This window comes from Natronospira sp. (assembly GCF_007134575.1).
GTDB classification, from domain to species: Bacteria; Pseudomonadota; Gammaproteobacteria; order Natronospirales; family Natronospiraceae; genus Natronospira; species Natronospira elongata.
This window is the reverse complement of record NZ_SLKM01000306.1, coordinates 1-12,137: the sequence shown is the minus strand read 5'-3', so window position 1 is coordinate 12,137 and position 12,137 is coordinate 1. Positions and strand designations below refer to the sequence as shown.

The following is a 12,137-nucleotide window of genomic DNA, read 5'->3' as shown; positions in this document are numbered from 1 at the left end:
GGCGGCTTCTGGGAAGCACCCAGTTGCGCTTTTCACTGCGGGCCACCAGCATGCCCTTGTCCATGCTGTCCACAATACACATCAATTCGGCCTTGAAGGTGGCCTCAGGTTCCCGTCCATTCAATTCCGCATGCATGTTCTTCGCTGCCGCCTCCGCCTGCAGGTCAGCCATGTGCGCCTGCTTGGGCATCCAGTCCGGGCCCGGGAAGGATCCGGCATCGCCGGCGACATAGACCCGCTCGGCCCCTTCCACCCGGCAGAAGGCATCCGCCTTGAGCAGGCCACCGTCGGAACGGCCCAGTTCGGTGTTGTCGAACCAGGGGTTGCCGGTCATGCCCGGCATGAAAAGGATGAGGTCGGCCGGAAACTCGCCCCCCTCGGTGGTGACCTTGTCCTCCGTGAACCCCTTGAGCTTGTGCCCCAGATGAGTGTGAATGTCGCGCCGTTCCATCTCCGCAAGCAGCTTGCCCACGGCCTTTGGGCCAAGACGCTTTCCCGGCTGCGGTGCCGGCGAGAAGAAGGTCAGTTCGAAACGGTCCCGCCGCCCCTGCTTTCGCAGCAGACTGTCGATACCGAAAAGAAACTCGAACATGGGCCCGCCGCGCATGGCCTGGCCTTCCCTGGGATTGCCGGAGAAACCAAAGGCGATATGCCCTCCGTCCATGTCCTCCACCGCCTGCTTGATGCGCATGGCGGACTCAACCCCCTCGCAGGGGGTGATGGCATGCTCGATACCTGGCAATTTCTTGAGAAAACGCCCGCCGCTGCCGATCAGTATGGCATCGTTTTGCACCTCGCCATTGTCGGTGAGTAGCAGGCGACCACTTGGGTCAAGGCCAGTGGCACTACCCTGGTGATAGTGAATACGGTGGCGCCGGAAAAACCCCTCCAGCGGCCGAATGATATCCTCGGGCTGCCGCTGACCCGTGGGCAGCCAGATCAGACTGGGCAGGAAGACAAACTCCGGTCGCGGCGCCACCAGGGTGATTTCCGCCTCTCGATCCAGCCTGCGCAGGTGGCGGGCCGTGGTGAGAGAGGCAAACCCGCTGCCTACTACCGTGATCTTGTGGCTCATTGTTTCGAATCCTTCAGGGGTATCTTGACGGTGAAAGCACCGCGCAGGTCTCCAACCTCGTAGCCCCATGCTGCATCATGAGGGTAGCGATCATCCAGCACGTCCCTGACCGGCTCGGGAATCTGTTCGTCCGTGCCATGGCAGAGTAGACAGTTGCCCTGGACACCGATTCCACGCATATAGCGAAAATAGCGCTGATCACCTTCGGAAACCACTTCCGAATGATTGAGCTCGGGCACTGCCTTGCCGTCGGCACGTTGCCGTTCAAATTCATCCAGCACCTCACGCTCCCAGGCATCAGGCGTGCCCAAAAGCGGGTTGCGGACGCGTGTTCCCACCCGGCTCACCTGCCAGCCCTTCTCCAGGGAAAGCCGGGTCTTGATCGCCGGCGCATCGTCACGGCAGACCGAAATGGCCGCCACCGGACCATCTTCCTGCATGGCCTCCTGCAGGCGCCCGGCAAGTGTCTCGAACAATTCCACCGTCACGGCATGGGCATCGGCTTCCAAGCGGACTCGATCTTCGTCCTCCAGCCCTGCCTGGGCTAGCTGGGTGACTGCCAGCAAGGACACTCCGGAAACAACAAGGCTGATCCAGCGCATGGTAGCTACTCCTCCCGCTTGCCTTGGCGAATAACCGGGCAAGACTCTTTCGTCAGTGGAAAACACTATTATTTTAGGTTATTCTAATATTTATTCCAGTCAGGTCAAGTAAACAGGTGTAATTTTGTTGCAGTCAGGGAAAAAGGGAATCTGGCCCTTCCCCGATGCCAATTCACTCGGGCAAGACGCCATTGCAGGCCTGGTCATCGCTGCCATGCTGATCCCCCAGGGCATGGCCTACGCCCTGCTGGCCGGATTGCCGGCCCAGGTTGGCCTATATGCCTCTTTGCTGCCGACTGCGGCCTATGCCCTGTTCGGCAGCAGCCGCTACCTTGCCGTTGGCCCGGTGGCCGTGGTCTCCCTGATGGTGGCCACGGCCACCGCCTTGCTCTCCCAGCGCCACGGCCTTGACCCCGTGCCGGTTGCCGCCAGCCTGGCCCTGGCCTCGGGCGCCATTCTCATGCTCATGGGCCTGCTGCGGCTGGGCTTTATCACCCATTTCCTGTCCCGACCCGTGCTGCTGGGCTTCATGGGGGGTGTCGCGGTTCTGATCGGTCTCAGCCAGCTGCCCCATGCGCTGGGTATCCCCGTCGAGGTCCGGGAGCCGTTTGCCCTTGTCGGCGAACTGGCGGGTAACTGGCAGTCATTCAGCCTTCCCACTTTGCTCCTGGCCATCGGCACAGTTCTTCTGATTCGCCTGTTTTCCGGCCCACTGGCCCGGCTGCTGCAGCCACGGCTGCCCACCGCCGGCCTGATCGTCTCCCGCCTGGGCGCGCTGGCTGCGGTCGTTCTCGGGATCACGCTGGCATTGCACACCGGGCTGGGGGAGAGGACGGCCCTGGTTGGGGAGATTCCCCGGGGCCTTCCGAGCTTCGCCCTGCCCCCCATCGAATTGGCGTGGCTGATGGAACTGCTGGGCATGGCCTTTCTTATCTCACTGATTGGGCTCATGGAGAGTGTTTCGGTGGGTCGGGCCTTGGCAGCCCGTGACGGAGAGGACATCCAGCCCAACAGGGAATTACTCGGGCTGGGTGCGTCCAATCTGGTGGCAGGCCTGAGTGCGGCCTACCCGGTGACCGGTGGGCTGGCACGCACTCTGGTCGCCAGAGATGCCGGCGCGAAAAGCCCGCTGGCCGGTGTATTCGCAGCCGGCGGTGTGCTGCTTGCCCTACTGTTCGCCACCCCGGCACTGGCGATGCTGCCGCGCGCCATCCTGGCAGGGATCATTCTGCTGGCAGTGCTGCCGCTGCTGGATTTTGCAAGCATTCGCGATACCTGGCGCCATAATCGGCCGGACGCCACCGTGGCGCTTATCAGTTTCGCCAGTGTGCTGATTCTGGGGGTCGAGCTGGGTCTGCTCACCGGCCTGGCGGTATCCCTCGCCTTGCTGCTCTGGCGCATCAGTCAGCCCCATGTAGCGGAAGTCGGCCGCGTCCCGGGCACTGAACATTTCCGGAACATCCGTCGACACCAGGTGGAAACCCGGCCGGGCCTGAGCATGATCCGCGTGGATGAAAGCCTGCAGTTTCCCAATAGCCGATTTCTGCGGGACACCCTGCTTGAGCATCTGGACACGCATCCGGAAACAAGAGATCTGGTACTGGTCTGTAGTGCCATCAACGAAATTGACAGCACCGCACTGGAGACATTGGAGGAACTGGTGAGAAGCCTTGCAGCCCGGGGAATCAGGCTGCATCTGTCTGAAGTCAAAGGCCCGGTACTGGACCGCTTGCGGCGAGCCGGCTTCCCGGCGTTGCTCGCACCGGGAAGAATATTCTTCACCAACCAGGCAGCATTCGAGGAGATCGGCGCTGACAAGCCGCAGCAGGATCAGTCCGTGGCGCAGTAAAGCTCGTACAGTTTGCCCATCAGCTCCAGCACCTTGTCATCGGCAATCCGGTAATAAATGGTCTGGGATTCGCGCCGGGTCGCCACCAGACCTTCACGCCGAAAGCGGGCCAGATGCTGGGACAGGGCCGACTGGCTGAGAGGTACCTTTTCATTGATCTCCCCCACCGACCGTTCACCCTCTACCAGGGCGCAGAGGACCATCAGTCGATTCGAATTGGCGAGCGCCTTGAGCACCCGGGCGGCCTCGTCGGAGTGCTCCTCCATGTCTTTCATGCTGGGTAGCTGGTGGGCCAACTGGGATCCTTGAGCGGGCATGGGCGTTCACCATTTTGAGCAGGCGAAATAGCTAAATTAGAAGAACAGGATAACCTAATTTCCCGCCCTCTCCCAGACCGCCATTGACCCGCCCAGGCCGCAGGGCTAAAATGGCGCGCTTTCGGGCGATTAGCTCAGTGGGAGAGCACTGCCTTCACACGGCAGGGGTCGCTGGTTCAAGTCCAGCATCGCCCACCATTACGCAAAAAGGCCGGATCCGTTAGGGTCCGGCCTTTTTGTTTGTCCGCCAAACGGCTATATGGGAAGCTCTGATTTCCGGAAGGCCCCGGAGGCGATGATGGCGGATCACATGCGGGCGATGGTCTTTCACGGCCCCGGCCAGGCTCTGGTCCCGGAACGGGTACCGATGCCCCTCAGGCAGGCGCCGGATCAGGTGCTGCTGAAGGTGGAGGCCTGCGGCATCTGCCGCACTGACCTGCATATCCTCGACGGAGAGCTGGACCAGCCCCGCCTGCCCCTCATTCCCGGGCATCAAATCGTGGGCACGGTGGTCGAGGCCGGTCCCGATTGCGGAACACTCAAGGTCGGCGACCGGGTGGGGGTGCCCTGGCTGGGCCGGACCGACGGCTGCTGCCGCCATTGCCAGAAAGGCAGGGAGAATTTGTGCGAGGCGGCCGAGTTTACCGGCTACACCCTGGACGGCGGCTTCGCCGAATATACCCTGGCCCATGCCCCCTTCTGCTTTCCCCTGCCCGCCGATGTCGAGCCCGCGGACATCGCCCCCCTGCTCTGCGCCGGTCTGATCGGCTTTCGCGCCTGGCGCCTGGCCGGCGGCCGCGACAATCAACGCCTGGGGATTTACGGCTTTGGCGCCGCCGCCCATATACTCACCCAGCTTGCGGTCTGGCACGGCCAATCGGTCTATGCCTTCACCCGGCCCGGCGACGAGACCGGCCAGGCCTTTGCCCGGCAATTGGGTGCAGTCTGGGCCGGCGGCAGCGATCAGAGTCCACCAGAGATTCTTGATGCCGCCCTCATCTTCGCGCCAGTGGGTGAACTGATGATAACGGCTCTGGATCAGGTGAACCGGGGTGGGACGGTGGTCAGCGGTGGTATTCACATGAATGACATACCCGCCTTTCCCTACCACAAGCTGTGGCAGGAACGCAGCCTGAAGTCCGTGGCCAATCTCACCCGGGCAGACGGTCGTGATTTCCTCGCCCTGGCTCCAAGGATCCCCATCCGCACCGAGGTCACCACCTACCCCCTGGAACAGGCCAATCGCGCCCTGGACGATCTGCGTCACGGACGTTTCAGCGGCGCCGCCGTCGTGCTACCCGGCGCGGACACGGCGCCAGCGCCGTAAACTGAGCGACATCGGTCCGGCCGCTTGGCAGCTTCCTCCTTGACTGGTGTTATACCTGCGTATTACACTAAACCTCCATGCCGTCCACAAGCCCGCATCCGTGGACGATGCAACAAAGCAATGGAGCGATTTGCCATGACATGCAATCGGAGCCGTATCACACATCGAGTCCCTGTGCTCGCCATCGCCGGCCTGCTGGCCCTGCTTCCCTTCTCGCTCTCCGCTGAGACCGGGCGAGACATACAGAGCCATGAAGTACGCCTGTCCACGCCGGACCCAGAGGTCACCCTGGCAGGGACTCTGCGTCTGCCCGACAGTGCCCGAAACGGTATCGTGGTGCTGATGATCACCGGCAGCGGCGATCACAAGCGGGATGCCATCATCTCCGGCACCCCCCTGTTCCGACTCAAGGCCGAGGCCCTCGCTGCGGCCGGGATTGCCTCCCTGCGCTTGGATGATCGTGGCACGGGCGAATCCACCGGGCCCAGTACCCGGGCATCCACAACGGCCGATCGGGTAGTGGACATGCGTGCGGCACTGGACTGGTTGCGGGCCGGTGAGCTGGCCGAGTTCAGCCGCGTGGGCGTGATCGGACACAGCGAGGGTGCCGGCATCGGTGCTCGCCTGGCCGCTCAAACCAATCCCCCTGATTTTCTGATCCTGCTTGGCACGCCGGCTCTGCAAGGCAAGGAGGTTTGGGTGGATCAACAGGTGGCCGGCTTCCGGCAATCAGTGGGGATTGAGGCCCCGGAGATACTGGCCCAGGTGGAGGCACACATGCGTGAAGCCGCACGCCTTTCCATAGCCGGCGCTGCCCCGGAAGCCATGCAGGAAAATACCATTGCCCTTTTTGCACTGGGCGGCATTGATGTCAACGCCGAAGAGAACAACCACATGCTGGAAGGCTTCACCAGCCGGATGGCGGATCGCTGGATGCGTCATTTTCTCGCTGACAACCCGGCACAAGCCCTGGCCGCCACCCGGGTCCCGGTGCTGGCCATCTACGGCAGCCATGACCGCCTGACCTCGGCCGCTGCCAATGCAGGCCCACTGGTCGAGGCCTTGGTGACCGCCGGCAACCCGGATTTCACGGTGCAGATCATGCCGGACCAGGACCATTTCTTCCTGCGCGCACCCGGCAGGCCGGTCGGTGAACACGCCTTCGGTGAAATGGAATTGCCCACAGAAGTCATGAGCACCGTCATCGCCTGGCTTCGGCGTAATCCAGGCCCTTGAAAGCAGGAGGCAACACCACACTGTCTGAGGGACTCTCAATGCCGCATCCCGGACAGCCGAGGTCCGGCATGGGTCTAACAAGGAATTCAGATCCACCGATGACGGTGGTCAACACCTTCCTCACCTGAAACTCGCAAGCTGTCTTACGTCCTGGAGAAGGACTGATTCAGGCATACCGAGGAGGTACCGATATGAGAATGCTGACCACACCACGCCGCAGCTGGATTCCCAGTCTGGATGCGGATTTCGATCGTTTGTTTGACCGTTTCTCACCCATGACCAGCCGCACTGACGAAGCGCTGGGCATGGCGGAATGGAACCCTGCCGTGGATATTCGCGAGGAAGCGGACCGTTTCCTGGTACTCGTGGACATTCCCGGCGTGGCGCCCGAGGAAGTGGACATTACCCTGGAGGGCGGCCTGCTCACCATCAGCGGGGAGCGCAAGGAAGAAAAGTCCACCGGCGACGAGCACTATCGCCGCTCGGAGCGTTTCCACGGCAGTTTCTTCCGGCGTTTCAGCCTGCCGGATACCGCAGACGCCAGCCAGGTGAGCGCGCGCTCGGACAAGGGCGTGGTGGAGATCACCATCCCCAAGACGAAGAAGGCTCGCGCCAACCGGATTCCGATCAAGAGCTGAAAGCGATCAGTTGGGAGTCACAACAGCAGAGGGCCCCGGTTTACATGCCGGGGCCCTTTGCATGGGAATACCTGAAATCAGCAGTGCCCTACTTGAGAACAAAGGTCACACGCATATCCACGCGATAGCCGCTGATCTTGCCGTTCTCCACGGTGACCTTCTGCTCGGCCACCCAGGCCCCCTTGATGTTATCCACCGACTTCGATGCCTTGTCGATGCCCTGGCGGATGGCATCCTCAAAGCTGTCATTGGACGTGGCGCTGATCTCGATGATTTTTGCAACGCTCATGGCTGGACTCCTTCCAGATGCGGATCAGTTTGGAGTTCCAGTGTGCTGCGCGCGGCCCGGGCAGGTCTTGACCGCAGTCATCGGATCGGCGCATTGACGAGAACCGCCATGTTGATGACGGCCGTCAATGTCAGCCGACGACCGATTTTGCAGAATCGGTGCCCCACTCCCAGCCACGGACAGGATAGCCATGAACCGCAAACACAACCGGGGAAACTCCCACGCCGACGACAGCTTCGTGATGGCCTGTCCGGAGTGTGGACGGCCGCTGATGCTGTCCACCGGCGATCTCGAAGTCGGACATGAGATCGAATGCAGTCACTGCCATCACTCGCTTTACCTCGACACCGCCACCATGCCCGGCCGCGGCGGCCGCTACTGGACCCTGGTGAGTCAGGAGGACAACCGGCATGAGCGTTGATATCGACAAGGAGACGGAACAGGTCAGCCTGGACGTGAATCTCGACAATGTCTGTCGCCTGATTCAGCTCGCGCGGGTGTTCCATGCCCAGGAAGCCGTGGTCATCCCCGAAGAACCCGGCAGCCCCTCCGATGACTGGCCCACCCAGATCCTGGCCGCCCATACGGGTGACCAGAGCCTGAACGAGTTCCGCAGCATCATCGACGATCTGGACAGGAACCAGCAGGTGGAAGTAGTGGCCCTTTTGTGGATGGGCCGAGGTGACTACGAACCGGAAGACTGGTACAGCCTGCTGAGTGATGCCGACGCCGAGTGGACCGACTACACGGCCGACTACCTGATGGCCCATCCCATGCTACCGGATCACCTCACGGACGGCCTGGACATGCTCGGATACCACTGTGACTGAAGCAAGCAGGAACCGCCGTGGGCTACTGATTCCGGTTAACCATTTACGCCACCTGTTGACGGCAGTCATCACCTCAGGCAAAACCAGGCCCTAGTCTGCCCACATAACCTATCATCAGGGCAGCACCATGAAGTCATCACGCCATCAGACACTGAATATCACGGTGGGAGGCGTCACCCTGCCCGCCCTGCTGGAACGGCCCGACCCCGCGCTGGGCCTGGTGCTTTTCGTCCACGGCAGCGGCAGCAGCCGCTTCAGCCCCCGCAACCAGCAGGTGGCCCGGCAGCTCAATGAACAGGCCTTATCCACCCTGCTGTTCGACCTGCTGAGTGAAGCGGAACATGAACAGGACAAGCTGGATGGCCGATTCCGTTTTGATATCGATCTGCTCAGCGCCCGTCTGCTGGCGGTGCTGGACTGGTTGCGGCGGGAGCCGAAGCTGGCCGCGCTGCCGGTGGGACTATTCGGCGCCAGCACCGGCGCGGCCGCAGCCCTGATTGCGGCTGCGGAACGGCCACGACAGGTCCGGGCGGTGGTGTCCCGGGGTGGCCGGGTCGATCTGGCCGGCGACGCCCTGGGCCGGGTCCGGGCACCGGTACTGATAATCATCGGTACCCTCGATAGGGAGGTCTATCGACTCAGCCGCACAGCCTCGCGCCAGATCACCACAGACTACGAGCTGCGCCTGATTGCCGGCGCCGCTCACCTGTTTGAAGAACCGGGCAAGCTGGAGGAAGTGGCCCAGGCCGCCGCGGCATGGTTTCTACGTCACCTTCCCGAGCCCGAGGCCGAGGCACGGCCCCGCCCGGCAGTCACGGGCACTGGACCCAGGGACACGCCGCAATGATGACAAACAGTGTGGAAGCCTTTGAACAGGCATTCTATGCCATGCCAGACGCCCACTGCGGATACGAATTCCCCATTCGCGGCGTCGTCGCTTCCGATCCAGAACAGGGGGGTGGTATCCGCCGGACCATCAGCAGGTGCGGCGCAATACCGGTTTGACCAGAGCCACTCCGCCAGTTGCTGTTCGGCTTCAGCTGCCTTGTTCACCCTCAGACACCCCCGCCCGTCATCTCGGGAACCGCTCTTCACAAGCTTGCACCGCCTCGGGTGACGAACCATTGACCATGGTCACCACCCCCCTGCTCCGCCACTCCTAGCATGGAACTCTCCAGCAGTGGGAGCGGAAGCATGTTCGAACTATTCGAGAATCGAGAACAGGCCGGACGGGCCCTGGCCGCGGCCCTGGCGCATCATCGCAATGACCCGGATCTGCTGGTAATGGGGCTGGCCCGGGGGGGCATGCCGGTGGCTGCCCCCATTGCCCGTGAACTGGGGGCGGAACTGGATGTGCTTATCATCCGAAAGATCCGCGCACCGGGTCACCCGGAGCTGGCCATCGGTGCGGTGGGTCCCGACCGGGTGCGTGTACTCAACGACGACATCATCGCCCACCTGGGCATCTCGGCCACCGCCCTCGTTCACGCTACCCATAAGGCCCGCGAGGAACTTGCCGAACGGGAGCAACGCTATCGTCTTCACCGGCCCGCAAGTCCGGTAAAAGGCCGGACCGTACTTATCGTCGACGATGGCCTGGCCACCGGCGCCAGTCTGGAAGCGGCCATTGCCTGGGCCCGGGAAGCCAAGGCTGGAAAGGTGATTGCCGCAACCCCGGTGGCGGCGGCTGAAGCCCATCAACGTCTGGAAAAGAAAGTGGAGGAATTTGTCACGCTCAAGACCCCCTGGGATTTCCAGGCCGTGAGCCGCTGGTACCGGGTCTTCGATCAGACCAGCGACGACGAAGTTGCCGCCCTGCTTGAACAGCTCGGCCCCCTTGCGACTGACAAGCCGGGTAACGACGTCGGCCATCGCAATTGTCATTGAGAGGAGCCACCATGATGTTACAGAACGGTCCCCTATTGGATTATCCGCTTGCCATCACAAGCCATGGCACCCAATTGAATGCCAGTTTGTCACTTCCTTCGACATCGTCAGGACTCGTGATTTGCCTGCGTTCTGATCAGACCGGCAAGGCACGGGAACGCAGTCTGTGCGAGGGTCTCAATGCCCAGGGTCTCGCCACCCTGGCCCTGAATACCCTGACCGAAAATGAACAGGAACAAGCGCCGTCCCAGGCCTGGCATCGCTTCAATATCCCGCGTCTGGCACGGCGCATTACCGCCGCGCTGGACTGGCGCGGTGATGAGCCTCGTCTGTCGTCCTTGCCAACCTACCTGCTCGCTACCGGCAACAATGCCGCGGCCAGCCTGGTGGTAGCTGCCCGTCATCCCCATCGTATTCAGGCAGTGATCTGCCGTAGTGGACGACCGGACCTTGCAGGCAGCCATCTGGCCCGGGTTCATGCCCCCGTGCTATTTGCCGTCGGTGAGCGTGATTCGGCCGGACGTTCCGCCATGCAACGGGCGGTTTCACAAATGCGCTGCTCCTATCGTACGGCCCTGTTCGCGGAGGTGGGCGCACAGTTCCAGGAGTCCGATGCCTGGCCTACCTTCATCGAGCTTTCCAGCCAGTGGCTGCTGACCCAATCTCGGCTGCCGATGCCGGCCCAACCCTACGCCCGGCATTCACTGATATTCCTGAACCAGATGGAAGAAACGGAGGCTAGTCACTGATGAAAACCGGTCAAGCCTGTATTCGCAGCGTGGTCTGTATCGATCAGGAGGCTTCCATCCGCGAGGCGGCCCGACTGATGCGCGAGCATCATGTCGGCGACCTCGTCATCCTCGGCAGCGGCCGGGGTCGAAGCCCGGCGGCGGGCCTGACAGGACGGAAAGACACAGGTGAAGCATGCAGATGTTGATCGGTGATATCGGGGGCACCCGAGTGCGCCTGCGCCTGCTGGAATCGACGGCCGGGGGCTGGCAGATTCGGCATGAATCCATTCGTCGCAGCCAGGCCTTTGAGAGCCTGGAGCATGCCCTGCGCGGCTTTCTTGAGGAGTTGTCCCGGACTGAACGGGCCAATGTGCGCGAAGCCTGGCTGGCGGTGGCGGGGCCGGTTGCCAATGGTCGGGTGCGGTTTACCAACCTGCCCTGGGAGAGCGAGGCGCATTTGCTGGAAACCGCGCTCAAACTGCCCAGCGTTCACCTGGTCAATGACCTGGAGGCCCTGGCACACGCCCTGCCCCATATTCCCCAAAGGCAATTGATCCCCATTCAGAAAGGTCATGCGGACAGCGGGCCGCGCCTGCTGATCTCCGTCGGTACCGGGTTGGGTGTGGCGAGCTCGTTTACGGAAGCGGATGGGATCCGCGTGCTGCCATCCGAGGGAGGTCACAGTGACTTTGCCAGCCAGACAAGGGAGCAGCATGCCCTGTGGAAATCCCTGTCGGAACAATATGGTCATGTCAGTTACGAGCGGCTTCTGTCGGGTTCTGGGCTGGTAAAGATCTACAAATACCACTGCGACCGCTACGCTTGTCCGCCCTTTGATGGCCATGTCCTGACCGAAGACCCGGCACCACTGGTCTGTCAGCGGGCCGAAAACCGTGAGGATAAGGCCGCCACCGCAGCCATTGCTTGCTTCAGCGAGATTCTTGGTGCGTTCGCCGGCAATGCCGCCCTGTTCAGTCTGGCCACCGGCGGCGTCTACCTGGTGGGCGGCCTACTTGCCCGCTTGCAGCCCTTCCTCTCCGACCATCGATTCATTCAGGCCTTCCAACGCAAAGGCCGCCTGCAGACTTTGATGCAGACAATCCCCATCCATGCCGTCACGACAGCTGAACCGGGGCTGGAAGGTATCACGCAACTGGCGACAAGATACCACAGCCTTGCAAGCGCCAGTCGGCACACGGGCGCGCAAGGATTACCCCGGGAATCCGAGGTGCATGCCGGGGGCTATCATCGCCAACCTTGAGTGGCCCCGTCATTCCCGGGCCTCAGTCGAGGCCTTCCACACCTTGGCGGAGTCCGGTAGCGAAATCAGGGCACGATGGTGTTCGCCGAGATAGG

15 protein-coding genes and 1 tRNA gene are annotated in these 12,137 nt (G+C 62.2%); 12 read left to right on the top strand and 4 right to left on the bottom strand.

The features are described from left to right. Nucleotides 1-1,075 (bottom strand): NAD(P)/FAD-dependent oxidoreductase (locus ACJWXQ_RS12380; protein WP_406672921.1); only part of this gene is annotated, 1,075 nt, incomplete at its 3' end. After that, on the bottom strand, nucleotides 1,072-1,677 hold the full coding sequence (locus tag ACJWXQ_RS12375) for a DUF3365 domain-containing protein (RefSeq protein ID WP_346051235.1): 606 nt from the start codon (nucleotides 1,675-1,677) through the stop codon (nucleotides 1,072-1,074). The genes ACJWXQ_RS12380 and ACJWXQ_RS12375, both read right to left, overlap by 4 nt. A 127-nt stretch (nucleotides 1,678-1,804) precedes the next feature. Here ACJWXQ_RS12375 and ACJWXQ_RS12370 point away from each other — a divergent pair, with 127 nt between their 5' ends. Beyond that, nucleotides 1,805-3,526: a SulP family inorganic anion transporter gene (locus ACJWXQ_RS12370; RefSeq protein WP_406672920.1), complete on the top strand. Its 1,722-nt coding sequence runs from the start codon at nucleotides 1,805-1,807 to the stop codon at nucleotides 3,524-3,526. Here the strand turns inward: ACJWXQ_RS12370 and ACJWXQ_RS12365 are convergent. After that, on the bottom strand, nucleotides 3,508-3,843 hold the full coding sequence (locus ACJWXQ_RS12365) for an ArsR/SmtB family transcription factor (RefSeq protein ID WP_406672919.1): 336 nt from the start codon (nucleotides 3,841-3,843) through the stop codon (nucleotides 3,508-3,510). The two genes, ACJWXQ_RS12370 and ACJWXQ_RS12365, sit on opposite strands and share 19 nt — an antisense overlap. Nucleotides 3,844-3,966: 123 nt before the next feature. Here ACJWXQ_RS12365 and ACJWXQ_RS12360 point away from each other — a divergent pair. The 4 genes from ACJWXQ_RS12360 (at nucleotide 3,967) to ACJWXQ_RS12345 (ending at nucleotide 7,044) form a co-directional block, all read left to right on the top strand. After that, nucleotides 3,967-4,041, top strand: a tRNA-Val gene (locus ACJWXQ_RS12360). A gap of 100 nt (nucleotides 4,042-4,141) precedes the next feature. Continuing rightward, on the top strand, nucleotides 4,142-5,170 hold the full coding sequence (locus ACJWXQ_RS12355) for a zinc-dependent alcohol dehydrogenase family protein (protein ID WP_406672918.1): 1,029 nt from the start codon (nucleotides 4,142-4,144) through the stop codon (nucleotides 5,168-5,170). 135 nt (nucleotides 5,171-5,305) lie between these two features. Continuing rightward, nucleotides 5,306-6,406, top strand: coding sequence for an alpha/beta hydrolase (locus ACJWXQ_RS12350; RefSeq protein WP_346051239.1), 1,101 nt, complete (start codon nucleotides 5,306-5,308; stop codon nucleotides 6,404-6,406). A gap of 191 nt (nucleotides 6,407-6,597) precedes the next feature. Then, nucleotides 6,598-7,044, top strand: coding sequence for an Hsp20/alpha crystallin family protein (locus ACJWXQ_RS12345; RefSeq protein WP_346051240.1), 447 nt, complete (start codon nucleotides 6,598-6,600; stop codon nucleotides 7,042-7,044). An 88-nt stretch (nucleotides 7,045-7,132) separates the two neighbouring features. Here the strand turns inward: ACJWXQ_RS12345 and ACJWXQ_RS12340 are convergent, their stop codons facing one another. Then, nucleotides 7,133-7,333 (bottom strand): dodecin family protein, encoded by a 201-nt coding sequence (locus ACJWXQ_RS12340; protein WP_346051242.1) that lies wholly within the window; start codon nucleotides 7,331-7,333, stop codon nucleotides 7,133-7,135. 190 nt (nucleotides 7,334-7,523) lie between these two features. Between ACJWXQ_RS12340 and ACJWXQ_RS12335 the strand changes: the two genes are divergently transcribed. From ACJWXQ_RS12335 to glk, 7 genes are all read left to right on the top strand, one after another. Then, complete coding sequence (locus tag ACJWXQ_RS12335) at nucleotides 7,524-7,754, top strand: hypothetical protein (protein WP_346051244.1); 231 nt, start codon at nucleotides 7,524-7,526, stop codon at nucleotides 7,752-7,754. After that, nucleotides 7,744-8,163: a DUF3775 domain-containing protein gene (locus tag ACJWXQ_RS12330; RefSeq protein WP_346051246.1), complete on the top strand. Its 420-nt coding sequence runs from the start codon at nucleotides 7,744-7,746 to the stop codon at nucleotides 8,161-8,163. Before ACJWXQ_RS12335 ends, ACJWXQ_RS12330 begins: the two co-directional genes overlap by 11 nt. Before the next feature lie 127 nt (nucleotides 8,164-8,290). Continuing rightward, nucleotides 8,291-9,010: an alpha/beta family hydrolase gene (locus ACJWXQ_RS12325; protein WP_346051248.1), complete on the top strand. Its 720-nt coding sequence runs from the start codon at nucleotides 8,291-8,293 to the stop codon at nucleotides 9,008-9,010. A 347-nt stretch (nucleotides 9,011-9,357) separates the two neighbouring features. Beyond that, nucleotides 9,358-10,050, top strand: a complete 693-nt coding sequence (locus ACJWXQ_RS12320) for a phosphoribosyltransferase family protein (RefSeq protein ID WP_346051250.1) — start codon at nucleotides 9,358-9,360, stop codon at nucleotides 10,048-10,050. Between the two features lie 116 nt (nucleotides 10,051-10,166). Beyond that, a complete protein-coding gene (locus ACJWXQ_RS12315; protein ID WP_406672917.1) occupies nucleotides 10,167-10,799 on the top strand; it encodes a dienelactone hydrolase family protein in 633 nt (210 codons plus the stop codon). Beyond that, nucleotides 10,799-10,987 carry a CBS domain-containing protein gene (locus ACJWXQ_RS12310; RefSeq protein WP_346051254.1) on the top strand — a complete coding sequence of 63 codons (189 nt, stop codon included), beginning with the start codon at nucleotides 10,799-10,801 and terminating at the stop codon, nucleotides 10,985-10,987. Before ACJWXQ_RS12315 ends, ACJWXQ_RS12310 begins: the two co-directional genes overlap by 1 nt. Further along, nucleotides 10,975-12,042: a glucokinase gene (gene glk, locus ACJWXQ_RS12305; protein WP_406672916.1), complete on the top strand. Its 1,068-nt coding sequence runs from the start codon at nucleotides 10,975-10,977 to the stop codon at nucleotides 12,040-12,042. Before ACJWXQ_RS12310 ends, glk begins: the two co-directional genes overlap by 13 nt. Nucleotides 12,043-12,137 lie beyond the last annotated feature (95 nt).

Excerpts from the sequence above, each read along its gene's own strand:
- ACJWXQ_RS12375 (WP_346051235.1), bottom strand. The coding sequence starts at position 1,677 with ATGCGCTGGATCAGCCTTGTTGTTTCCGGAGTGTCCTTGCTGGCAGTC.
- ACJWXQ_RS12365 (WP_406672919.1), bottom strand. The coding sequence starts at position 3,843 with ATGCCCGCTCAAGGATCCCAGTTGGCCCACCAGCTACCCAGCATGAAA.
- ACJWXQ_RS12355 (WP_406672918.1), top strand. The coding sequence starts at position 4,142 with ATGGCGGATCACATGCGGGCGATGGTCTTTCACGGCCCCGGCCAGGCT.
- ACJWXQ_RS12350 (WP_346051239.1), top strand. The coding sequence starts at position 5,306 with ATGACATGCAATCGGAGCCGTATCACACATCGAGTCCCTGTGCTCGCC.
- ACJWXQ_RS12345 (WP_346051240.1), top strand. The coding sequence starts at position 6,598 with ATGAGAATGCTGACCACACCACGCCGCAGCTGGATTCCCAGTCTGGAT.
- ACJWXQ_RS12340 (WP_346051242.1), bottom strand. The coding sequence starts at position 7,333 with ATGAGCGTTGCAAAAATCATCGAGATCAGCGCCACGTCCAATGACAGC.
- ACJWXQ_RS12335 (WP_346051244.1), top strand. The coding sequence starts at position 7,524 with ATGAACCGCAAACACAACCGGGGAAACTCCCACGCCGACGACAGCTTC.
- ACJWXQ_RS12330 (WP_346051246.1), top strand. The coding sequence starts at position 7,744 with ATGAGCGTTGATATCGACAAGGAGACGGAACAGGTCAGCCTGGACGTG.
- ACJWXQ_RS12325 (WP_346051248.1), top strand. The coding sequence starts at position 8,291 with ATGAAGTCATCACGCCATCAGACACTGAATATCACGGTGGGAGGCGTC.
- ACJWXQ_RS12320 (WP_346051250.1), top strand. The coding sequence starts at position 9,358 with ATGTTCGAACTATTCGAGAATCGAGAACAGGCCGGACGGGCCCTGGCC.
- ACJWXQ_RS12310 (WP_346051254.1), top strand. The coding sequence starts at position 10,799 with ATGAAAACCGGTCAAGCCTGTATTCGCAGCGTGGTCTGTATCGATCAG.
- glk (WP_406672916.1), top strand. The coding sequence starts at position 10,975 with ATGCAGATGTTGATCGGTGATATCGGGGGCACCCGAGTGCGCCTGCGC.